Raw genomic sequence first — 21,792 nt, 5'->3', positions numbered from 1 at the left:
ATCGATCTCAATGACCACCCTGACAAGGCGGCGAATCCGGCGCCTGGCCCCGTTGCGTCCATTCTTCAGGTGTATAGGTGTGCAAAGCCAGGGCATGAAATTGCGGCATCAGTGACGCCAGTGCTTTGTACACCGCCTGATGGCGTTTAACGCGACTTTGCCCGTTGAACTCAGCCGACACCAGCGTCAGCTTAAAGTGAGATTCCGGGGCGGGGCCCGCGTGCTGATCGGATTCATTCTCCAGCGTCAAGACCTCGGGATCGAAGGTGTTTTGCACGGTATTTTCAATTTGTTGGGTTAAACTCATAGTCAGATTACTCATCGTCGATTATCATGGTGCCATCGTTTCAGGGAGGCTTTATGCTATCAAACCAACCATCTTCATTTCTGTCAAAGATTCTCATCAGCGGCTTCAGTCTGGCGCTGACCTTGGCCAGTTTTCAGGCGCACGCGGCTGACCCGACCAACGAGGACAACAACGCTCGCCTCAAGCCCGTTCCCGAGCTGCAGGACCCGCCGTCTGATCGTTTTCCGGGTGACCCGGCCGAACACCATGCGGTCTATATGTGGAATCAGGACGACCCCGCCTACCACACCAGCATTCTCAACTCGATCAAGGCCATGATTCAGAAGTACGGTGACAACGTGGACATCGCCGTGGTGGCCATCGGCCCCGGCATTCACGCCCTGACCAAAGACCCGCAAAAACCGGTGGAAGACTTGGCCTATGAGCGCATCGGCAGCTTTGCCAGAGATTATGACGTGCGCTGGATTGCCTGTGGCAACACCATGAACACGCTCCATCTAAGCCATGGCGACATGCGCCCCTTTGCCGAATACGCCGAAGTCGGCGCGGCAGCCCTGATGGAGTTGCAGGAAGAAGGCTTCAAGCTTCTGGTCTGGTAACCGTTTCCTGATGCACAGATCAGGCTCGGGTCACTGGCCCGCACCTTTCTGCGCCAACAACAAATCCATTTTGCGGTTCAGTGCCTCGATCTGAGCCTGCATGTCGTCCTGCTGGCTCTGATGCTCTGATTCTTCCAGTGCTTTTTCCGCCGCCAGCATCTTTTTGTGCTCCTCATCCAGCACTTCCACCACAATCCCAATCATCATGTTCAAAAACACAAACGCCGAGAAAAAGATAAACGTCAGGTAATAAATCCAGCTTAAGGCATAGACCTCCATGGTCTCATACATCACATCGGTCCAGTCCTCAAACGTCGCCACCCGAAACAGCGTCAACAATGCCGTCCCCAGATCGCCCCACAACACCGGGTTGATCTTGGCAAACAACAGCGTGCCCACCACCGCATACAGATAAAAGATGATGAACATCAGCAAAGCCACATAGCCCATGCGCGGCAACGCATTAATCAAGGCTGTGACCAGCACCCGCAACTCAGGAATGAAGGAAATCAGACGCATCACCCGGAACAAGCGCAACATGCGCGCAATCAGCGCGTACTCGGCGTCATCCAATGGGATCAGGCTCACCACCACGATGGTGAAATCGAAAATATTCCAGCCCTTTTTAAAGAAATCGCGCAATCGGTCTTCCGCGGCCATGCGGATGATGATCTCAATCAGAAAGAACAGCGTCACCGCATAATCCATCACCCATAAAAAGCTCATGGCCGCATCCGGCAGCGGATAAGTCCGCACCCCGATCATCAGGGAAGACAGAATGATCACGGTGATCACAAACAGCTCGAACGCCTTGTTGTCGCGAATACGCTGAAAGTGTGCTTGAAACCCTTGCCAGGTCATGTTCGGAACCCTCTTTGAATGCATGCAATGGCGCACTATTTTACGGTAAAATGGGCCGCGCACAATCGTTTTATAAAAGTTTTTGATGACCCAACAAAAGGACGGATTTCATGAGCAAGATTCACGTGGTCGGACAAGGTGAGGCCGAGTTTGAAGGACATTTTTCATTACTGGATGCGCTGGACGAAGCTGGGTTTGATATGCCATACAGCTGCCGGGGCGGCAATTGCGGTGCCTGCGAAGTCAAACTGGTCTCAGGCAATGTGGAAGCGATTCAGGACACGGTGTATGAACCGGAAAACGGCCATGTTCTAACCTGCAGCGTGATCCCACTGGGCGATGTGGAAATCGAACTGGTCTGATCATCCGTTTTGACCAGGCCTGGTCAAAACCCAGGCAAAAAAAAAGCCCTCTCAAGGAGGGCTTTAAACCTATCCGGGAGGATAGAACGTTTTAGTTGTTCAGCTTAGCACGGTATTTTTCAACCATGTTGGCTGGCAGAGGAATGTACCCATCCTTCACAACCGTTTTCTGACCTTGCTGTGACAGCACCAGGTTCATGAACTCACGTGTCAGCGGATCCAGCTTTTCGTTTGGCTTTTTGTTGACGTATACATAGAGCACACGCGCCAGCGGGTAGGTGCCGTTCAGCGCATTGTTCGGCGTGGGTTCAACAAATTTCCCGCCTTCTTTCTTGGCCAGAGGCAAGGCACGCACACCAGCGGTCTTATAGCCAATGCCGGAATAACCGATGCCGTTCAAAGAAGTCGCGGTGGACTGAACCACGGAAGCGGAACCAGGCTGCTCGTTCACAGATGACTTGTAGTCGCCTTTACACAGAGCGATCTTCTTGAAGTAACCATAGGTACCGGACACTGAGTTGCGACCATACAACTGAATGCTCTTGTCGGCCATGTCACCGCTCATGCCGGCATCACCCCAGGTTTTGATGTCGTCTTTCATGCCGCACTTGCGCGTGCTGGAATAGATCGCGTCCACCTGAGGGATGCTCAGACCTTTGATTGGGTTGTCTTTGTGCACATAAACCGCCAAGGCATCGATGGCCACACCGATGGGCGTTGGCTTGTAACCGTGCTCTTTTTCAAACATGGCTTCTTCTTTGGCTTTCATCTTACGGCTCATTGGCCCCACGTTCGACGTGGATTCGGTCAACGCTGGTGGCGCCGTGGACGAGCCGGCCGCCTGAATCTGGATGTTCACATTGGGATACATACGCTTGAACTCTTCGGCCCACAGCGTCATCAGATTGGCCAGGGTGTCAGAGCCGACGGATGAGAAGTTACCGGAAATGCCGGAGACTTTTTTGTACTCGGGGATGTTGGCATCGACTTCCACAGCCATCGCCGTTGTTGAGGCCATTGAGGCGGCCAAGCCCATTGCGATCAAAAGTTTGCGCTTCATTACCTTACTCCTGAAATTAAAGGTTTCGACTCATCCTGTGATGAATGAAAGCCTGTACAACAAAACAGACAAGGTGCATTATGCGGAAACGGCGTAACAGTCAGATGAAACAAATTTTACAAATAGATGACACAAATCAACGAAAAACAAGCAGACATCCGACACTTTGCAACATAATTGTCATAAATTGCCCCAATCAGCACGGGTTTTTTTATACAATTCCGCTCACTGTTGGCAGAGATGTAAATGGGACCAAAATTGCATGGAATTCAAAAACGTCAATGACATTGAAGGCGCGACCAAAAAAGGTCGTCGGGAGATGTTTCGCTTAGGCACGGGGCTGCTGTTTATTATCCTGATCATGTTGTTTTCCACCAATATGCAGGTGGGCAGCGGACATGTCCACATCGAGCTGGTCATCGCCGCCATGATTGGCGGTTACATGGCCATGAACATTGGCGCCAACGATGTCGCCAACAATGTCGGCCCCGCGGTGGGTTCCAAGGCTCTGACCATGACCGGCGCCATCATCCTGGCCGCGATTTTTGAATCGGCCGGTGCCATCATCGCCGGGGGCGATGTGATCAACACCGTAAAAAAGGGCATCATTGACCCGCAGATGATCGCCGACAGCCAAACCTTTATCTGGTTAATGATGGCCGCCCTGCTGTCCGGGGCCCTTTGGCTGAATCTGGCGACCGCCATGGGGGCGCCAGTGTCCACCACGCACTCCATCGTCGGCGGTGTCCTCGGTGCCGGGATTGCCGCGGGCGGCTGGCACATTGCCAACTGGGATCAGATGGGGGCCATTGCCGCCAGCTGGGTGATTTCGCCGGTCATTGGCGGTTTGATTGCCGCAGGCTTTCTCTACTGGATCAAGCGTGGCATCACCTACCAGGATGATATGAAGGCCGCAGGCAAACGCCTTATCCCAATTCTGGTGGCACTGATGGCCTGGGCCTTTTCCAGCTACCTGGTCCTCAAAGGACTGAAAAAAATCATCGCGGTGGACTTTACCACCGCTTTGCTGATCGGCCTGGCGATTGCCACCGGGGTCTACCTGATCGTTAAACCGATGATTCAGCGCCAAGCCGACGGTCTGGCCAATGACAAAGCCAGCATCAATACCCTTTTCACGATCCCTCTTATCTTTGCCGCCGCCCTGCTGAGCTTTGCCCACGGTGCCAATGACGTGGCCAACGCCGTCGGGCCGCTGGCGGCCATCTCGGATGCACTGAATACCTCAGCGGTTTCCGGGCAGGCCCAAATTCCATTCTGGGTATTGTTGATTGGGGCGCTGGGGATCAGTTTGGGATTGCTGCTCTATGGTCCCAAGCTGATCAAAACCGTGGGCTCGGAAATCACCGAACTGGATCAGATGCGTGCCTTTTCCATCGCCATGGCCGCCGCCATCACTGTGATCGTCGCCTCCAAGCTGGGGTTGCCGGTCAGCTCGACGCACATTGCCGTGGGCGGCATCTTTGGGGTCGGCTTTTTGCGCGAGTATCTCAAACGCTCTTATGCCAAAACGTTGCAGGAAATTCGCGATGCGCACTCAGGCTATGAGCAGGCCGAAGTCGAAGCCTTTATCGAGCGTTTTGACAAAGCCAGCTTTGGAGACAAAAAGTGGATGCTGGCCGAACTGAAGGAACACAAAGAGAGCACCGTCCTGACCAAAAAAGAACGCAAATCCTTGAACAAGGTCTATCAAAAAGAACTGGTCAAGCGTTCCGCCTTCCTGAAAATCGTCGCCACCTGGGTGATCACGGTCCCCGCCTCCGGCATTCTGGCCGCCCTGATCTACTTCACCATTCGCGGAATTATGCTGCCCTGATGGGCGATGTTCGAAATTGACCAGGCCTGGTCAATTTCGGATTACTTTTCTGACTCGCTGATCGGCTTGCGAACGATCCTGGACGGTGAAAAGTCACAGCGAAAGATTGACCCTTTCTGCACCTGACTTTTGATCACCAGCTTGGCCTGATGGCGCTCCAGAATGTGTTTCACAATCGCCAGCCCCAGCCCGGTGCCCCCGGTTTCACGGGAACGGGCGGTATCCACCCGATAAAATCGCTCGGTCAGACGCCCGATGTGCGCCTGAGCAATCCCGATGCCCGTGTCTTCCACCTCGTAATGCGCGCCCTTGGCGTCTTCATACCAGCGTACCGTAATCGACCCGCCTGACGGGGTATAACGAATGGCGTTAGACACCAGATTGGTGAGCACACTTTTGAGCGGGTCCTCGTACCCGACGATCTGAAGGGCCGGATCGATCTCAAAGCTCACACTGTGCTCGGTTGTCATCTGATCCATGCTTTCCTGCATCTGCGTCAAAAGCGTCCCGATGGCGACCGGGCCTTCGTCGCCAGTCAGGGTTTCAGATTCCATTGCCGACAGGGTCAACAGATCATTAATGATCGCCTGCATGCGATCCGACTGATGCGCCATGCTCTTAAGCGGCTTGACCCAGGGCGAATCCGGCTCAACCGAATCCTGCATCACCTCGAGATAACCACTGAGCACGGTCAGTGGGGTGCGTAATTCATGCGACGCATTGGCCACAAAATCCCGACGAATCTGCGCCAGATTGTAAAGCTCGTGGATGTCTTTGACGATGAGCAATTTGTGGACACGGTGATAGGGAAGAATCTTAAAACTGAACACCCGTGGACGTTGATTCACCCCCTCGATGACCAGCGACTGATCGTAATGCCCGCGTTTGAGGTAGGTAACAAAATCCGGGTGTCGATAGAGGTTTTCGATGCGCCGCCCGATGTCACTCTGCTTGAGAACGAACAGTTTGCGTGCGGAGCGGTTGAACCATTCAATCTGATGCGTTTCGTTCAGTGAGACCAGCGCATCGGGCATGGCCATGGAAGCCGCCAGAAACTGCTCGGATTTGTAGAGTTGCAGGTTGGCGTGTTTTTCCAGTGAACGCTGCTTGCGTGACACCAGGTGACTAACTTCGCCCCAGAAACCACTGCTGGGCGGATAGGAAACCCGTGAATGGCCTTTGATCCATTTTTCAAATTGCGAAACGCTGTAAAGATGGCGGCCCAGATACAAAAGCAGGTAAGCGCCCAGAACCCAGAACCACTGATCTGACACCCAGGCGATAAAAATCGCGATCCAGAGGCTGGTGATAATCCAAGTGAGTTCCCGCGCAATCCCTTTTGACAATCAGATACCTCAGAACTTAACTGGCCACGGAAAACCGATAACCGGCCCCACGCACTGTCTGAATGGCCTCGGCACCGCCCACCGGCTCCAGCAATTTACGCAAACGGCGGATATGCACATCCACCGTTCGCTCCTCAACCACCACGTTTTCACCCCAGACCTGATCCAGCAACTGGGCGCGGGTATAGACGCGGTCACGATGCGTCATGAAAAAATGCATCAGCTTGAATTCGGTCGGTCCCAGACGCACTTCTTCGCCTTTGACCGTGAAACGATAACTGGACAGATCCAGCTTCAAATCCCCCACAACCACCTGCTCGGAGACCGCCGAATCACTGGACTGGCGGCGCAACAGAGCCTTGACCCGCGCTACCAATGCACGCGGTGAAAACGGCTTGATCACGTAATCGTCCGCCCCGGCCTCAAACCCTTCCACCTGATCGTTCTCTTCACCGCGAGCGGTGAGCAGAATAATGGGCAAATGCGCCACCTGGTCGTGATTGCGAATGCGTTGTGCCAATGACACACCACTCACACCGGGCAGCATCCAGTCCAGCAGAATACAATCTGGGGCTTTGTCCATCAAAAGCGGCCAGGCCTGTTCCGCATTGGGGGCCTGAACAACGTCATAGCCCGCGGCCGTCAGAGTGAAATTCAGCATATCGCGAATGGCGGCTTCGTCCTCAACCACCAGAATGCGTTGTTGGGTCATGCGTGCTTCCTATTGTGACAGATGTAAAAAGCCCGGCAGACGTCAGGCCTGTTCTTCATCCAGTGAGCTCAAAAAAGCAGTCAGCCGCGCCTGGTCCATATTACGCAAGTCTTTGCCCTTGACCAGATAAACAATGCTCTCTATCACATTGCGCGCATGATCGGACACACGCTCGGCCGCACGCAACGCAATGATCATTTCCATCAGACATTCTACCTCATCCGGACGGCTGCGTAGCTGCCCTTTCAGGTCGGCCATGGCCTCGGCAAAAATCACATCAATGCGCTCCTCTTCCTGAATCAGCTCGCCCGCCCCTTCGGTGGAAACGCGTGCAAAATCATCCAGCGCGGTCTTCAACATCTGGTTGGAGCGGGTGGAAATATCCATCAGTTCGCCATAACCCGGCAATTCGGAACAGGCAATGTCTTTGTCCGAATGGCCGAACATCACCACCATCTTGGCGATTTTAACGATTTCATCACCCATGCGCTCCAAATCAATGGCAATGCGAATGGCCGCCAGAATCAGTCGGAGGTCGGAAGCCGTCGGTTGTTGGCGAGCCAACACACGCGAACACAGCTTATCAATTTCCATTTCTGCCTGATTGACGATTTTATCAAACGCCACCACTTCCGAGGCTTTGGCGGTATCCGAACTGCCCAGGGCAACCAGTGCAGCTTCGAACTGACGCTCCACTAATCCGCCCATTTCCAGAATATGGTTAAACAGATCTTCCAGGTTCTGGTTCATCAATTCCGAAATGTGGCGACCAAAATTTTCTTTTTCCATGTTTCTCTCCTTACTGATCGGACGGCATGCAGAACCGGAGGTTATCCGTAACGCCCGGAAATATAATCTTCGGTACGCTTGACACTTGGATTGGTAAACAGCGTATCGGTGTCGGTGTACTCGATCAGATCGCCCATATACATGAAAGCGGTGTAGTCCGACACACGGGCCGCCTGTTGCATATTATGCGTCACGATCAGAATCGTGAAGTCTTTTTTCAATTCAAAAATCAATTCTTCAATGGCCAGGGTTGAGATCGGATCCAGCGCAGACGTGGGCTCATCCAGCAGCAGAACCTCGGGTTTGATCGCGATGGCACGAGCGATGCAAAGACGCTGCTGCTGACCACCGGACAAGCCCAGTGCATTCGCATCCAGCCGATCTTTGACCTCTTCCCACAATCCGGCGCTTTGCAGGGACCATTCAACGGTCTCATCCAGCACCTGCTTGTCATTGATGCCCTGCAGACGCAGGCCGTAACAGACGTTTTCATAAATGGACTTGGGGAAGGGGTTGGGTTTTTGAAACACCATGCCCACACGGCGACGCAACGCGGCCACGTCCATTTCCTTGGCGTACATGTCTTCACCGTGCAGGGTCATCTCCCCTTCGACCCGGACAATGGGAATCAGGTCGTTCATTCGATTGAAACAACGCAACAGTGTGGATTTACCACACCCGGACGGACCGATAAACGCCGTTACCCGGTTTTCCGGCAACGACATATTGATGCCGTTCAGGGCCTGATTGCTGCCGTAGAACAAATTCCAATCCTTGACTTCGATCGCGATTTTTTCCTGACCGAGGTGCATGCCACGATGGTCCCGGTCCATGGCCAACCCGACGTTTTGCTCACTCATAATGCCTTTCCTCGTAATATTTGAATTCCTGTGGCCACTTGACTCAGTTGTCCAGCGCTTTGTATTTTTCCCGAAGCTTGTTGCGAATGGTGATCGCCCCCAGGTTCAGACTGACGATGATCAGAATCAGCAACAGCGATGTGGCGTACACCAGCGGCTGGGACGCTTCCACATTCGGGCTCTGAAAGCCCACATCATAAATATGAAAGCCCAGGTGCATAAACTTGCGATCCAGATGCACAAACGGGGCATTCAGATCCACCGGCAGTTCTGGGGCCAGCTTGACCACCCCGACCAGCATCAGCGGCGCCACCTCACCCGCGGCGCGTGCCACGGCGAGGATCAGCCCGGTCATAATCGCCGGCATCGACATGGGCAAAACGATCTTCATAATGGTTTCCGACTTGGTCGCGCCCAGCGCCAGGCCGCCCTCACGCAAAGAACTGGGAATCCTTGACAGGCCTTCCTGCGTGGACACAATCACCACCGGAAGCGTCAACAGCGCCATGGTCAGCGAGGCCCACAACAAGCCCGGCGTCCCAAAGGTCGGACTGGGCTGGGCGTAGCTGTAAAAGAGATCATCAATCGACCCCCCGATGATATAGACAAAGAACCCAAGCCCGAAGATCCCGAACACAATCGAGGGCACACCCGCGAGGTTGTTAATGGAAATGCGCACCAGCCGTAACAAGGTGCCTTCGCGGGCGTATTCGCTCATGTAAACCGCGGCAATGACCCCCATCGGCGTGACAAAGATTGCCATCAGCATCACCATGGTGACGGTGCCCACAATCGCAGGGAACACCCCACCTTCGGTGTTGGCCTCACGCGGCTCACCGGTCAGGAAATGGCCAATGGAGCTGAAAAAGAAACCGACCTTGTCCGCATTGCTCATATTATTGGGCTGCCACATGCGCACAATGTGTTTAATCGGCACCTGAATGGCATGACCGCCGGCCAGATTCAGATGCACATCGCCCAGTCCATTGGCCTGATCACGCAGAATCGCCAGCTTTTCCTGATAGTCCCGAAACTGTTTATTCAGCTCCGCCCGCTCGGCTTCAATCGCCTGTCGAGCCTCGTCGTCGAAGGCGTTTTCCGCTCGCAGACGTTTTTCTTCCAGTCGCAACTGCTCAATACGATAATTAATACCACCAATGTCCACGCGCTCGATGGTATTGATTTTGTCATGCAGGGTTTGTCCTGTACTGACCAGATCTTCAAGCACATTTTTGACGTTATCGCCCTCGGCCAGAATCTCACCATCCCGGGTCAGTTTGGTCAGCTGACCGTAGACATTGCCCCATTCGTAACGCTCCAGAACGGTAATGTCGCGCGCCAGACGATCCTCCTGGCCCACGATGTTATCGGTATTGATCCAGCGAAAATCCGTACCATAAACATCCCGGTTGCCCACTTTCACCAGCCATTGCGGCACCTTACGCACGGCCATATCGGGATCTTGCGGGTCCACAATCGGTTTGGTCTGGGTGTCGTGAATTTCCCCCACCAGGGTTTCGAGTTTGCCCTGATCGTTTTTCAGCTCGATCTCATAGACCGAATGGGGCCAGAAGTGCACCAGACCTCGAACGGCGATCAGCAGCACCAGACCGATCACCAGGACAAAACTGATGCTGACGGTGGCGGCACTGAACCAGACCCAATGTTCGCCTTGTTTGAACCAATCTCTCATGTCTCCGCCTCCTTACAGCGATCCGTATTTACGGCGCATCCGTTCACGCACCACTTCCGCCAGGGTGTTAAAAATAAAGGTAAAGATGAACAGCACCAGCCCGGACAGGAACAGCACTCGGTAATGCGTACTGTCCAGCGCCGCTTCCGGCATTTCCACCGCCAGGTTGGCCGAGAGCGTTCGCATGCCCTCAAACAGGTTGGCATCCATCAATGGCGTATTACCCGAGGCCATCAGCACGATCATGGTTTCACCAATCCCGCGTCCGAACCCAAGCATAATGGCCGAGAAAATCCCGGGGCTGGCCGTCGGCAGCACCACCCCCACCATGGTCTGCCAGCCACTGGCGCCTAGCGCCAGAGAGCCATTGACCAGATAACTTGGCACATTGTAGATGGCATCCTCTGCCACCGAGAAAATGGTGGGAATCAGAGCAAAGCCCATGGCAAAACCGATGACCATGGCGTTGCGCTGGTCAAAATCAATGCCGGCCGAATCCGTCAGCCAATGACGCATATCACCATCAAACAGCAGATGCTCCAGCGGACCGCTCAGACTCAAGGCCACAAACCCGATGATGACCACCACCGGCAGCATCAACACCGCGCGCTTGGACGTCGGTACCAGCAAACGCACCGGTTCGGGCAACCGCGACCAGAGATAACCAAAGAGCAGAATGCCGATCGGCACCAGGAAAATAATGGAGAAGAACCCGGCCAGATGCGCTTCCATGTAAGGCGCCAGCCACAAACCGGCAAGAAAGCCCAGAATTACCGTCGGCAGCGCCTCAATCAGCTCAATGGTCGGCTTGATCACCTGGCGGGTTTTGGCATCCATGAAAAAGGCCGTGTAAATCGCGCCCAGCACCGCCAGCGGCACCGCAAACAACATGGAATACAGAGCGGCCTTGATGGTGCCAAATGTCAGAGGCATCAAAGAAAACTTCGGTTCAAAGTCATTGGACGCCGATGAGGATTGCCACACATATTCCGGTTCATCATACCCTTCATACCAGACCTCGCCCCAAAGACTGCTCATTGAGACCTCCGGGTGTTCATTGTCCACATCAAACGTGACCAGCTGGTGTGCCGGGGTTTCGATCAGCAAACGATCCCCACGCGGGCTGATATGTACTTGCGACACCGTCTGATCCAGGGTGAAACTGGCAAAATTATTATGTGCGGTGGAATTGAACATGCTCACCTGATTGGACGCATCCAGCACCGCAAAGTTTTTGCGGTTAAGCTCGACGTTGATGTCCTGAATCGGCTGATCCGACACCTCAAAGGTACGAATTTTCTTCAGGAAATAATTGTTGTCCTGATCGCGCACCGGGAACCATTGCGCCACCTGCCCCTGATCGTTGCCGAGCAAAAGGGAATATTCGCCAATCAGAAACTGCACCGCGGTCAGCGTCTGATCCGGTGCCAGCGCGTTCACCGTTTCCACCAGCTTGATCTGTTGCGGGTCGCGGATGTCAAAATAGAAAATGGTGCCGTCTTGTTTGAGCGCATACAGGTTGCGCATACTGATGCCCATCTTGAGCCACTTAAACGGAGCCGGGGCGGCAAATTGCCCCTGTTGATACAAATCCAGCGTCACCTCTTCCGTAAGCATTGATTCGATCATGTCATACTGTTTGACATAAATCTGCGAGGCACCATCCACCTGATAGGCGAACGTAATCTGCGAGCCGCTTTTTCGTGCGGATAGATGGGTAATCGGCTGCTCGGAAAGGGTCAACGGGGTTTGACCAAAGGGATACGTCAGCTTGGGGGTAATGGTTTTGACATCATCAGGGTAGGTAACCGAGTACTCATACTGCACCAATAAAACCGAACCATTGTCCAGACCGATGCCCATCAGCTGATCGCCCTGACTGATTCGGGTAAAACTGGTAATGCGGGCATCACCGATGGGCAGGCGCTCATCACGCAGCTTCTCGCCCGTGCTCAAATCAATGCCGTACACCCGCCCGCTGTCGGAAATGCGCAATGCCGAATCGGCGTACTCATCCACGCCATAATAAAGCGTCTGCTCCTGACCACTCTGCTGCAAGTCAAAGGTCTTGCCCTGCTCGATGTCGGCGGGCGCAAACAAAGGCGCGACCACATACACCAGAAAGAACATAATCAGCAACACCGAGGCGATCACAGCGATACCGCCGACGGTAAAACCGGAGGCCCAACTCAGATCAACCAGATTTCGTCGCTTGATACGACGCTGAAACTTCGGCCCATCCAGGGCTTCATCCAATTTTCTTTGCACTGACTTATCCATGCCGGAACCCCAATTCAGTAAAAACGTCGCTTATCTTAATGACATAATGTGACAAACAGATGAAATCCCCTCATCGTAACCAAACACCAAAAGCACCACAATAATCAGTTTTGCACCACAAGAATTCAAAGCGATGCAACAGCTATTGATGTCTTTTTCACCAGGCCTGGTAATTTTTACAACACGGTCAAACACTTAGAGAACCCCTAAAATTTGATTGGCAATTTGGCACACTTCCCGCTATCATCTGACGCAGAATCGTCCAACCTTTCGGGGTTGTTTCAATTGGCTTTCGGCCTGCAGAATGTGACGCCACAGCGGCGCACACCAAGCAAAATCTAGCAAAAAGGACACTTTCACTATGTCACAGGAAATTTTTGACCTCATTAAAGACAACGACGTTAAATGGGCAGATCTCCGTTTCACCGATACCCACGGTAAAGAGCAGCACGTCACCGTGCCGGCTTCGGCGCTGGACGAAGATTTCTTCACCGACGGTGAAACCTTTGACGGGTCCTCCATTGCAGGCTGGAAAGGCATCCATGATTCCGACATGCTACTGATGCCGCAGACAGACGGTTACTACATGGACCCGTTCACCAACGACCCGACCATCATCATCCGTTGCATGATCGTCGAGCCGTCAACCATGGAACCCTATGAAAAAGACCCGCGCGGCATCGCCAAAAAAGCCGAAGCCTACCTGGCGTCCACCGGCATCGCCGACACCGCGTTCTTTGGTCCTGAACCCGAATTCTTTATTTTTGACGACGTACGCTGGGGCTCAGATATGTCCGGCAGTTTCGTCAAAATCGGTGCACGTGAAGCGGCATGGGATTCTGAAAAAGTCTACGAAGACGGCAACATCGGTCACCGCCCGAAAGTCAAAGGCGGTTACTTCCCGGTCCCGCCTGTTGACCAGTTGCACGAAGTGCGTGCCGACATCTGCGCCATGGCCGAATCCATGGGCCTGAAACTAGAAGCTCATCACCACGAAGTCGCTGCCGGTGGCCAGTGTGAGCTGGCGGTTGCCGGTAACACCCTGACCGCTAAGTCAGATGAAGTACAGATCCTCAAGTATGCGGTGCACAACACCTGTCACGCCCTAGGCAAAACAGCGACCTTTATGCCGAAGCCAATTTTTGGCGACAACGGTTCCGGGATGCACATCAACCAGTCGCTGTCCAAAAACGGCAAAAACATTTTCGCCGGTGATGTTTATTCCGGTCTGTCACAGGAAGCGCTTTGGTACATTGGCGGCCTGATGAAACACGCCCGCGCTCTGAACGCCTTCACCAACCCGGCCACCAACTCCTACAAGCGTCTGGTCCCAGGTTTTGAAGCGCCGATTCTGATCGCATACTCCGGTAAAAACCGTTCGGCATCGATCCGTATCCCTTACGCACCGTCTGAAAAATCTCGTCGGGTCGAGTTGCGCTTCCCCGATGCAGTGGCCAACCCTTACCTGGCCTTCTCTGCGTCACTGATGGCCGGCTTGGACGGCATCATGAACCAAATTGACCCGGGCGATCCGGCTGAAAAAGATCTGTATGATCTGCCACCGGAAGAAGAAGCGACCTACAACACCGTGTGTGCGTCTTTGGAAGAAGCGCTGGCCGCGCTGGATGAGGACCGTGAATTCTTGAAGGCCGGTGGCGTGTTCACTGACGACGCGATTGACTCTTACATTGATCTGAAAATGGAAGAAGTCACCCGCATGCGTGCGACCACGCACCCAATCGAGTTCGACATGTATTACTCTTCGTAAGCGCGTCGCATTCGACCACAAAAAAACCCGCTTTCGCGGGTTTTTTTGTGCCTGCTCGTTCTGTGCAGGGCAAACCGTACGGTACGTTTGACCAGGCCTGGTCGAACGCCTCGCCTCAAGCCGTCAGTGCTTGGCGCGTTTCGGATCAAAATCCTTCAACACATACTCTGCCCCGCAATAAGGACATTTGGCTTCACCCGTCGCCTCGATCGGCAACATCACCTTGGGGTGTGAATTCCAGTTGGTCTGACCGCGCATGGGACAGGACAGGGGCAAGTCATCGTAAGTCACTTCAATTTTGGTCTGCTTAGTCATAAAACACCTTTTCCACAATTACCATCATCAAACAAACGCCAGCCAATCCTGATGGGCCCGGGAGCGCCCTTCTACCACATCAAAATAAAGCGACTGTAGGGTTTCGGTGATGGGGCCGCGACGACCGGCACCGATCTGACGACCGTCGAGTTCACGAATCGGCGTCACTTCGGCCGCTGTCCCGGTAAAGAACGCCTCATCACAGATATAAACCTCATCACGAGTGATGCGCTTTTCACGGACCTCGATGCCCTGTTCTTTCGCAAGCGTCATGATCGTCTTACGGGTAATGCCATCCAGCGCAGAAGTCAGTTCTGGAGTATAAAGCACCCCGTCTTTGACCATAAAGAAATTCTCACCAGACCCTTCTGAAACATACCCTTCGGTATCCAGCAACAAGGCCTCATCGCAGCCATGGCGGTTGGCTTCCTGCAACGCCAGCATGGAATTCATGTAGGCACCGTTGGATTTGGCCTTGGTCATGGTGACGTTGACATGGTGACGGGTAAACGACGAGGTGGCGATCTTGATGCCTTTCTGCAGATTTTCTTCGCCCATGTAGGCGCCCCATTCCCAGGCAGCCACCATGACATGGACACGCAGATTGTCGGCGCGCAGCCCCATGCCTTCCGAGCCGTAAAACACCATCGGACGAATGTAGGCTGACTTAAGACCGTTGTCGCGTACCGCGGCTTTTTGCGCCTCATTCAGCTCGTCTTCTGAATAAGGCATGGCCATGTTCATGATCTTGGCGGAGTTGAACAGGCGCCGTGTGTGCGCATCCAGACGGAAAATCGCCGGTCCCTGCTCGGTGTGATAGGCACGCACCCCTTCAAACACGCCCATGCCATAATGCAAGGTATGGGTGAGCACATGCACCTTCGCATCCCGCCAGTTGACCATTTCTCCATCCAGCCAAATCAGGCCGTCGCGATCACTCATCGTCTGCATTACCATTGTCCTTGTTACTGCGTCGATAAATCGCAATATTTTAGCTCAAAAAAGCGTTTTCAGTCAGGGTTTTTCATTCCGGTTGCCCGATCCCCATCGGGGTTAACCCTCATGCTTGATTTTTTGCCCGGGTTGGGTAAAATCATTTTTTTATTTTTAAAACGATCGTCTACGGAAAAAGCAATCGCAAGGTCGGCTTGCGATTGCTTTTTTGTTTTCATTCGATGTAAAAACTATGTCAACCAACCAACCACTGATGAACACTTACGCCCGCCTGCCGGTGCATTTTGCATCCGGCAAGGGCGCCACACTGTATGATCAACAGGGCATCGCTTATCTGGATGCACTCAGCGGCATCGCTGTGTGCAACCTTGGCCACGCCCACCCGGAAGTCGGCGAGGCGATCTGCCAGCAGAGTCACAAGCTGATCCACACCTCGAATCTGTATGAAATCGATCAACAGACCGAGCTGGCGCAACAACTGCTCACTCAGGCCACGATGCAGAAAGCGTTTTTCTGCAACTCGGGGGCCGAAGCCAATGAAACCGCAATCAAGCTAGCCCGCAAATACGGCCATGACCGCGGCATTGAATCACCCAAAATCATTGTGATGGAAAACGCCTTTCATGGCCGCACCATGGCAGCCTTGAGCGCCACGGGCAACCCCAAGGCCCAGGAAGGCTTCGGCCCTATGCTTGCTGGGTTTGAACGCGTCCCCTACGACGACGTGGATGCAGTGGCCGCCCTGTCTTCTGACCCGGATATCGTCGCCATTTTGGTGGAACCCATTCAGGGCGAAGGCGGTGTGCGCGTCCCTCAAGCTGGCTATCTCAAACAATTGCGCGATCTGTGTGACCAACATGACTGGTTGCTGATGGTCGATGAAATCCAGACCGGCATGGGCCGGACCGGCCATTGGTTTGCACATCAAGCCGATGCCATTACCCCGGATGTGATGACGCTGGCCAAAGCACTGGCCAACGGCGTGCCCATCGGCGCCTGTCTGGCAGGTGAAAAAGCCGCCGACATCCTTGCACCGGGCAATCACGGCACGACCTTTGGCGGCAACCCTCTGGCCTGTGCGGCGGGTTTGTCGGTGATGAAAACCCTGCGTTTTCACAATTATCCCAAAAAGGTCGCCGAGCACGGGCAACGCCTGCTGGAGGCTTTTCAAACCCAGCTCCAGGACCTTGACGGCGTGACAGAGGTGCGCGGACGCGGTTACATGATCGGCATCGAACTCGACCGGCCCTGTGGCGAACTGGTCAAACAGGCCCTGGACAACGCCCTGCTGATCAATGTTACCCAGGGCAACACCGTTCGCCTTCTGCCCCCGTTCGTGATGAGCACAGAACAGTCACAAACCCTGATTGATACCGTCTGTCGATTAATCCGAGATTTTCTCAAACGCAAGGCCAACCCTTAACAGGAGCCGGTTATGCAACACTTTCTAACCTTAAACGACCTTTCACCCGCGACACTGAAACAATTGATTCAGCGGGGGATTGAACTCAAAGCTCTGCAGCGTCGCGGCGAGGTTTTTGAACCCCTTAAGAACAAAACGCTGGCCATGATTTTTGAGAAATCATCCACGCGTACCCGCATTTCATTTGAAAGCGGCATGGCGCAACTGGGCGGACACGCACTATTCCTATCCCCCAAAGACACCCAACTGGGGCGCGGCGAACCGATTGAAGATTCCGCACGCGTCATCGCCAGCATGGTCGATGGCATTATGATCCGAACCTTCGGGCACGACATCGTCGAAACCATGGCAAAACACGCCTCCGTGCCGGTCATCAACGCTTTGACGGATGACTTTCATCCCTGCCAGTTGCTGGCCGACATGCAAACGTATTATGAACACCGGGGCGACATCGCGGGCAAAACCGTGCTTTGGGTGGGCGATGGTAACAATATGTGTCATTCCTACATCAATGCCACGGCGCAATATGGTTTCAAACTGCGCATTGCCTGTCCCGAAGGCTACGACCCGGACCCGGCCATTCTTGCGCCCCACGCCGAACGCGTGGAGATCATTCGCGACCCCATGGCTGCCGCCGAGGGCGTCGATCTGGTGGTGACCGATGTCTGGGCCAGCATGGGCCAGGAAGAAGAGCAGAAAAAACGCGAATTGGCGTTTGCCAACTATCAAGTTAATGCCGCGCTGATGGCGCAGGCGGACTCAGAGGCGTTGTTTATGCACTGCCTGCCGGCCCATCGCGGCGAAGAAGTCACTGCAGAGGTCATTGATGCCGCCGACAGTGTCGTTTGGGACGAAGCGGAAAATCGCCTGCATGCCCAGAAAGCGTTGCTTGAATTGCTGATGGCCAACCCAAGCTGAGCGGCCAATTCTAATCGAGGGCCTTTCGACCCAGAAAGGCCTGACCCAAGGTGCCACTGTCGATGTACTCCAGCTCCCCTCCAAAAGGGATGCCTTGAGCCAGCCGAGTCACGGACACGTTCAAACGATCGGAAAGCTGTTGAATGTAATGCGCTGTGGCCTCGCCTTCCACCGTTGGATTGGTCGCCAGAATCACTTCCTGAATCTCGCCCGCCTGCAGACGCGCTTGCAACTGTGGCAGACCAATGTCTTCCGGCCCGATGCCGTCAATCGGCGACAAGTGCCCCATCAGAACAAAATAGTAACCATGGAAAATCCCTGACTGCTCGATCACTACGATGTCGGTGGGAGACTCCACCACACACAACTGACTGGGATCACGCCGCGTGTCCTGGCAGATTTCACACACCGGCCATTCGGTCAGTGTGCGACAACGTTCACAGCGCCCCACCTTGGTTAACGCCTGCTCAATCGCTTGAGCCAGACGTTCACCCGTGTGCGATGGCTGTTGCAACAGATAATAAGCCAACCGCTGGGCTGACTTGGGACCGATGGTCGGCAGTTGTTTCAATGCCGCCATCAATTCCTCAATCACCGGACTTTGCACAGACGTTCCTTGTTCGATGAGATTCAATCATTGTCTGGCCCACCATGGAATGAGCAGACGTCAACACCGCTTGTTATTACCAGGCCTGATTAAAATGGCATCTTCATGCCGCCGGGCAAGTCCATGCCCTGCGTCAGACCGCCCATACGCTCTTTGGTCATATCTTCCACCGCACGTGCGGCCGAGTTGACGGCTGCAGCGAACAAGTCTTCCAGCATTTCCTTGTCATCCATCAAGCTGTCGTCGATCTCGACTTTGACCAATTCATGCTTTCCAGTCATGGTCACCTTGACCAGACCGCCACCGGCTTCGCCCGGCACTTCCATTTTGGCAATTTCTTCCTGTGCTTCCTGCACGTTTTTCTGCATTTCCTGGGCCTGTTTCATCAGATTCCCAATGCCACCTTTTCCACCAAACATGATTGCTCCTTGGTTTAATAATGATTCGATTTTATATCTGCTCAGGACTCTTTGGGGCGCACCGTATGATCAAGCACGGTCATCTGCAGGCGCTCTTTCAACAGCGACACCATTGGGTCTTGTTCAATACTGGCCTTGGCCGCCGCTTCCCGGTCGGCCCGGCGCTGCTTTTTGGCGCTGGCTGGCGTCTCATGCACACCGCCATACGACTCAAAGGTCAATTTAACGCCCAGCATGGCTTTAACCTGCTCTTCCAGTTGCATCCAGGCCATTTCCGAGCGCGCCTGAGGCTGGGCCGGATCCAGACTCAATCGCAGTTCCCGACCATCCTGCCCCAGGCACACGCAATGACGTGCCAGCTCTGCTGAAAGCCCGGTCAGATCCAGTTGTTGCATCAGCGCCTCCCACTCCGTCACCGACCAGGGAGTCTGAGTCGACGATGCGCCGGCATCGGTTGCGGCAGGTAAGGGCGCTTCTTCAACCGGGGATGGCGCAACCTGTTGCACCACTGGTTCGGATAGCGGACTGGCCGAAGCGTGATTGCCTGCCTCGGGCAGATGCGGCTCGGCTTGAACCGCACCTTCGAGCGAAGACTGAGAAGACGATGTCCGGGCGAAACCTTGCACGCCCAGGTCCTGCCTGGGCTCCGAATCCCTTGCGTCAATGCCGCTCTCATCCATTGCGGCAAATTGATCGGCCAGTTGATCCCACTCATTGGGCGATGGTTGCTGAGAGGGGGCCGCTGGCTGAACTGCCTTCACGGGCGCTTCAACGGGCTCTTGCATTGAACCCGAAGCAGGCGCGTCAGACGTCTGCTCCGGGGACGCCGAAGCCATGTCATCGCCCGATTCCATCAAAGCCAGCAAGGCGTTTTTATCCTGGCCCAGGCTCGCCGCGGCCTTAGCGCCCGCATCCGTTACCGCCCCAGACGATTGGGAGGTCGACGTCGTGCTAACCGCGGCTGGCTCGACTGCCTCATTGGTCGGTTGGGTCGTTGTGGCTGGGGATGACTCGCCCCGCTCAGGGGCGGAAGGCTTTTTTGCTGGCACCCTTTCCGTTGCCTGGGCTGCCTGGATTGACTGTGAAGCACTGACGGACAGACCTGGCTCAAAGGCCAGCATGCGCAGCAATGCCATTTCAAACCCAATGCGCACATCCGGTGCCAGCTGCATGTCCTGCTGACCCATCAACGCAATCTGATACCACGCCTGTACCTGCTCAATCGCAAGCGTCTGCGCCAGCGTTGCCATGAAGGCCTCATCCAGCACCGAAGCTTCGTGGGCACTGTTCAAAATCTGCCACAGGCTCAATTGGTGCAAGGCCTCGATCAGCTGCCCCATCAAGGCTTCGTAATCAATTCCCATCTGCGCCAGTTCCTGCATCAGGGTTTTGATCGCCTCCACGGACTCATCGGCCAACGCCTGCAACAATCGCTGCGTAAACTGCTGATCCACCAGGCCCAACATGGCTTTCACCGCATCGGCCTTCACCTCGCCAGCTCCATAGGCAATCGCCTGATCGAGCAAACTCAAACTGTCCCGTGCAGACCCGTCCGCGCTTTTGGCAAGCATCTGCAACGCAGCCTCTTCGAACGGCACCGTTTCCTGCGCCAGAATCTGCGCCAGATGCTGGGTAATCTGTGTGGGCGTCAGACGCATCAGATTAAACTGCAGACATCGTGACAAAACCGTCGCCGGCAATTTATGGGGATCGGTGGTGGCGAGCAGAAACTTAACGTGTTCGGGCGGTTCTTCCAATGTTTTCAACAAGGCATTGAAACTGCTTTTGGAAAGCATGTGCACCTCATCCACGAGATACACTTTGTAGCGCCCTTGAACCGGCGCATATTGCACATTATCAAGCAGTTCACGCGTGTCTTCGACTTTGGTTTTGGAAGCGGCATCCACCTCGATCAGATCGACAAAACGCCCCTGGTCCACCGATTGGCAGACCGAACATTGCCCACAGGGTTGAGAGCCGATGCCCTGCTCACAGTTAAGCGCTTTGGCAAAAATGCGCGCAATAGTGGTCTTGCCCACGCCGCGCGTGCCGGTAAACAGGTAGGCATGGTGCAAACGCTGCTGATCCAGTGCATTGCTCAGCGCCTGCATCACATGCGCCTGACCGACCAATTCGGAAAACTGTTTGGGACGCCATTTTCTGGCCAAAGCGGTCGCGTTCACACCAGCCTCATAAGATCATAAAAGTAGGCTTATTTTAACGTGAAAATTGGGTATTCGGTGTCTTTTTCACGCTTGGATCCAATCCGCGCGGCAGGCACCACAGCATTAGAAAAGCCATCGATCAAAAAACGTGAAAGAGTAGATGGAGGCAACCCCGCCCGCCTGGTCTCGGCGCACGAATCAGTTGGTACCGTTGCTCCCTTCCGGGCCTGGCGGGGTTTCCAACCTACCGTCGCGAGGGACGAACAGGGTCACCATATTGAAAAACACTCGGAGCACAAAGAAAAAAAGCCGCTCGAGCGGCTTCTTTTTAAAATCTGGCTCCCCAGGCTGGACTCGAACCAGCGACATACGGATTAACAGTCCGGTGTTCTACCAACTGAACTACTGGGGAAAAGTGTTCCTAATCAGGCGATGACTCGCTTGATGGGTGTGTATTATAGAGATAATTTTCCCCCTGACAACCCCCTACCAGCAACTTTTCCTGCTCTGTTTAATTTTT

20 protein-coding genes, 1 tRNA gene and 1 other RNA gene are annotated in these 21,792 nt (G+C 54.3%); 6 read left to right on the top strand and 16 right to left on the bottom strand.

What is annotated here, in order from left to right; translation table 11 throughout:
* Positions 1 to 7: 7 nt before the first annotated feature.
* A complete protein-coding gene (locus AVO41_RS08350; protein ID WP_068585521.1) occupies positions 8 to 307 on the bottom strand; it encodes a BolA family transcriptional regulator in 300 nt (99 codons plus the stop codon).
* Between the two features lie 53 nt (positions 308 to 360).
* Here AVO41_RS08350 and AVO41_RS08345 point away from each other — a divergent pair, with 53 nt between their 5' ends.
* The gene (locus tag AVO41_RS08345) at positions 361 to 906 is read left to right on the top strand and encodes a DsrE family protein (RefSeq protein WP_235584708.1); all 546 of its coding nucleotides are present in this window, start codon (positions 361 to 363) and stop codon (positions 904 to 906) included.
* 30 nt (positions 907 to 936) lie between these two features.
* Here AVO41_RS08345 and AVO41_RS08340 read toward each other — a convergent pair whose 3' ends face one another.
* Positions 937 to 1,767 (bottom strand): ion transporter, encoded by an 831-nt coding sequence (locus AVO41_RS08340; protein ID WP_068585516.1) that lies wholly within the window; start codon positions 1,765 to 1,767, stop codon positions 937 to 939.
* Between the two features lie 110 nt (positions 1,768 to 1,877).
* On the opposite strand from AVO41_RS08340, the gene AVO41_RS08335 reads away from it, so the two are divergent.
* A complete protein-coding gene (locus AVO41_RS08335; protein ID WP_068585514.1) occupies positions 1,878 to 2,129 on the top strand; it encodes a 2Fe-2S iron-sulfur cluster-binding protein in 252 nt (83 codons plus the stop codon).
* A gap of 91 nt (positions 2,130 to 2,220) precedes the next feature.
* Here the strand turns inward: AVO41_RS08335 and AVO41_RS08330 are convergent, their stop codons facing one another.
* The gene (locus tag AVO41_RS08330) at positions 2,221 to 3,189 is read right to left on the bottom strand and encodes a PstS family phosphate ABC transporter substrate-binding protein (protein ID WP_068585510.1); all 969 of its coding nucleotides are present in this window, start codon (positions 3,187 to 3,189) and stop codon (positions 2,221 to 2,223) included.
* A 262-nt stretch (positions 3,190 to 3,451) separates the two neighbouring features.
* Between AVO41_RS08330 and AVO41_RS08325 the strand changes: the two genes are divergently transcribed.
* On the top strand, positions 3,452 to 5,023 hold the full coding sequence (locus tag AVO41_RS08325) for an inorganic phosphate transporter (protein ID WP_068585507.1): 1,572 nt from the start codon (positions 3,452 to 3,454) through the stop codon (positions 5,021 to 5,023).
* Between the two features lie 41 nt (positions 5,024 to 5,064).
* On the opposite strand, the gene phoR is transcribed toward AVO41_RS08325, so the two are convergent.
* The 6 genes from phoR to AVO41_RS08295 are packed head-to-tail and all read right to left on the bottom strand — an operon-like array spanning position 5,065 to position 12,703.
* Entirely contained in the window at positions 5,065 to 6,369 is a 1,305-nt protein-coding gene (gene phoR, locus AVO41_RS08320) for a phosphate regulon sensor histidine kinase PhoR (protein WP_068585504.1), read from the bottom strand.
* A 16-nt stretch (positions 6,370 to 6,385) separates the two neighbouring features.
* Positions 6,386 to 7,081: a phosphate regulon transcriptional regulator PhoB gene (phoB, locus tag AVO41_RS08315; protein WP_068585502.1), complete on the bottom strand. Its 696-nt coding sequence runs from the start codon at positions 7,079 to 7,081 to the stop codon at positions 6,386 to 6,388.
* A gap of 42 nt (positions 7,082 to 7,123) precedes the next feature.
* Complete coding sequence (phoU, locus tag AVO41_RS08310; protein WP_068585500.1) at positions 7,124 to 7,870, bottom strand: phosphate signaling complex protein PhoU; 747 nt, start codon at positions 7,868 to 7,870, stop codon at positions 7,124 to 7,126.
* A gap of 41 nt (positions 7,871 to 7,911) precedes the next feature.
* Positions 7,912 to 8,730 (bottom strand): phosphate ABC transporter ATP-binding protein PstB, encoded by an 819-nt coding sequence (gene pstB, locus AVO41_RS08305; RefSeq protein ID WP_068585496.1) that lies wholly within the window; start codon positions 8,728 to 8,730, stop codon positions 7,912 to 7,914.
* Positions 8,731 to 8,773: 43 nt separating this feature from the next.
* Positions 8,774 to 10,423: a phosphate ABC transporter permease PstA gene (pstA, locus tag AVO41_RS08300; protein ID WP_068585492.1), complete on the bottom strand. Its 1,650-nt coding sequence runs from the start codon at positions 10,421 to 10,423 to the stop codon at positions 8,774 to 8,776.
* Between the two features lie 12 nt (positions 10,424 to 10,435).
* Positions 10,436 to 12,703 carry an ABC transporter permease subunit gene (locus AVO41_RS08295; RefSeq protein ID WP_068585489.1) on the bottom strand — a complete coding sequence of 756 codons (2,268 nt, stop codon included), beginning with the start codon at positions 12,701 to 12,703 and terminating at the stop codon, positions 10,436 to 10,438.
* Between the two features lie 361 nt (positions 12,704 to 13,064).
* Here AVO41_RS08295 and glnA point away from each other — a divergent pair, with 361 nt between their 5' ends.
* The gene (glnA, locus tag AVO41_RS08290) at positions 13,065 to 14,471 is read left to right on the top strand and encodes a type I glutamate--ammonia ligase (RefSeq protein WP_068585486.1); all 1,407 of its coding nucleotides are present in this window, start codon (positions 13,065 to 13,067) and stop codon (positions 14,469 to 14,471) included.
* Between the two features lie 123 nt (positions 14,472 to 14,594).
* Here the strand turns inward: glnA and AVO41_RS08285 are convergent, their stop codons facing one another.
* Both AVO41_RS08285 and AVO41_RS08280 read right to left on the bottom strand, forming a co-directional pair.
* Complete coding sequence (locus tag AVO41_RS08285) at positions 14,595 to 14,786, bottom strand: zinc-finger domain-containing protein (protein ID WP_068585482.1); 192 nt, start codon at positions 14,784 to 14,786, stop codon at positions 14,595 to 14,597.
* A 27-nt stretch (positions 14,787 to 14,813) separates the two neighbouring features.
* Positions 14,814 to 15,737, bottom strand: a complete 924-nt coding sequence (locus AVO41_RS08280; protein WP_068585479.1) for a branched-chain amino acid transaminase — start codon at positions 15,735 to 15,737, stop codon at positions 14,814 to 14,816.
* 235 nt (positions 15,738 to 15,972) lie between these two features.
* Here AVO41_RS08280 and AVO41_RS08275 point away from each other — a divergent pair, with 235 nt between their 5' ends.
* On the top strand, positions 15,973 to 17,163 hold the full coding sequence (locus AVO41_RS08275) for an aspartate aminotransferase family protein (protein WP_068585476.1): 1,191 nt from the start codon (positions 15,973 to 15,975) through the stop codon (positions 17,161 to 17,163).
* 12 nt (positions 17,164 to 17,175) lie between these two features.
* Positions 17,176 to 18,081: an ornithine carbamoyltransferase gene (argF, locus tag AVO41_RS08270; RefSeq protein ID WP_068585473.1), complete on the top strand. Its 906-nt coding sequence runs from the start codon at positions 17,176 to 17,178 to the stop codon at positions 18,079 to 18,081.
* A 10-nt stretch (positions 18,082 to 18,091) separates the two neighbouring features.
* Here the strand turns inward: argF and recR are convergent, their stop codons facing one another.
* From recR to AVO41_RS08245, 5 genes are all read right to left on the bottom strand, one after another.
* Complete coding sequence (recR, locus tag AVO41_RS08265) at positions 18,092 to 18,688, bottom strand: recombination mediator RecR (RefSeq protein ID WP_068585469.1); 597 nt, start codon at positions 18,686 to 18,688, stop codon at positions 18,092 to 18,094.
* Positions 18,689 to 18,777: 89 nt separating this feature from the next.
* On the bottom strand, positions 18,778 to 19,107 hold the full coding sequence (locus AVO41_RS08260; protein WP_068585465.1) for a YbaB/EbfC family nucleoid-associated protein: 330 nt from the start codon (positions 19,105 to 19,107) through the stop codon (positions 18,778 to 18,780).
* 41 nt (positions 19,108 to 19,148) lie between these two features.
* On the bottom strand, positions 19,149 to 21,290 hold the full coding sequence (gene dnaX, locus AVO41_RS08255; RefSeq protein ID WP_068585462.1) for a DNA polymerase III subunit gamma/tau: 2,142 nt from the start codon (positions 21,288 to 21,290) through the stop codon (positions 19,149 to 19,151).
* Between the two features lie 152 nt (positions 21,291 to 21,442).
* Positions 21,443 to 21,538: signal recognition particle sRNA small type (gene ffs, locus AVO41_RS08250), an RNA gene on the bottom strand.
* A 70-nt stretch (positions 21,539 to 21,608) separates the two neighbouring features.
* Positions 21,609 to 21,684 (bottom strand) — tRNA-Asn (locus AVO41_RS08245).
* Positions 21,685 to 21,792 lie beyond the last annotated feature (108 nt).

The organism is Thiomicrospira sp. WB1 (genome assembly GCF_001507535.1).
Classification (GTDB): Bacteria; Pseudomonadota; Gammaproteobacteria; order Thiomicrospirales; family Thiomicrospiraceae; genus Hydrogenovibrio.
Note: the sequence above shows the minus strand (reverse complement) of the source record. Positions and strands in the feature narration are given on the sequence as shown.

Bases quoted from the DNA above. Each gene is read 5' to 3' on its own strand.
- AVO41_RS08350 (WP_068585521.1), bottom strand. From the start codon at position 307: ATGAGTTTAACCCAACAAATTGAAAATACCGTGCAAAACACCTTCGAT.
- AVO41_RS08345 (WP_235584708.1), top strand. From the start codon at position 361: ATGCTATCAAACCAACCATCTTCATTTCTGTCAAAGATTCTCATCAGC.
- AVO41_RS08340 (WP_068585516.1), bottom strand. From the start codon at position 1,767: ATGACCTGGCAAGGGTTTCAAGCACACTTTCAGCGTATTCGCGACAAC.
- AVO41_RS08335 (WP_068585514.1), top strand. From the start codon at position 1,878: ATGAGCAAGATTCACGTGGTCGGACAAGGTGAGGCCGAGTTTGAAGGA.
- AVO41_RS08330 (WP_068585510.1), bottom strand. From the start codon at position 3,189: ATGAAGCGCAAACTTTTGATCGCAATGGGCTTGGCCGCCTCAATGGCC.
- AVO41_RS08325 (WP_068585507.1), top strand. From the start codon at position 3,452: ATGGAATTCAAAAACGTCAATGACATTGAAGGCGCGACCAAAAAAGGT.
- phoB (WP_068585502.1), bottom strand. From the start codon at position 7,081: ATGACCCAACAACGCATTCTGGTGGTTGAGGACGAAGCCGCCATTCGC.
- phoU (WP_068585500.1), bottom strand. From the start codon at position 7,870: ATGGAAAAAGAAAATTTTGGTCGCCACATTTCGGAATTGATGAACCAG.
- pstB (WP_068585496.1), bottom strand. From the start codon at position 8,730: ATGAGTGAGCAAAACGTCGGGTTGGCCATGGACCGGGACCATCGTGGC.
- pstA (WP_068585492.1), bottom strand. From the start codon at position 10,423: ATGAGAGATTGGTTCAAACAAGGCGAACATTGGGTCTGGTTCAGTGCC.
- AVO41_RS08295 (WP_068585489.1), bottom strand. From the start codon at position 12,703: ATGGATAAGTCAGTGCAAAGAAAATTGGATGAAGCCCTGGATGGGCCG.
- glnA (WP_068585486.1), top strand. From the start codon at position 13,065: ATGTCACAGGAAATTTTTGACCTCATTAAAGACAACGACGTTAAATGG.
- AVO41_RS08285 (WP_068585482.1), bottom strand. From the start codon at position 14,786: ATGACTAAGCAGACCAAAATTGAAGTGACTTACGATGACTTGCCCCTG.
- AVO41_RS08280 (WP_068585479.1), bottom strand. From the start codon at position 15,737: ATGCAGACGATGAGTGATCGCGACGGCCTGATTTGGCTGGATGGAGAA.
- AVO41_RS08275 (WP_068585476.1), top strand. From the start codon at position 15,973: ATGTCAACCAACCAACCACTGATGAACACTTACGCCCGCCTGCCGGTG.
- argF (WP_068585473.1), top strand. From the start codon at position 17,176: ATGCAACACTTTCTAACCTTAAACGACCTTTCACCCGCGACACTGAAA.
- AVO41_RS08260 (WP_068585465.1), bottom strand. From the start codon at position 19,107: ATGTTTGGTGGAAAAGGTGGCATTGGGAATCTGATGAAACAGGCCCAG.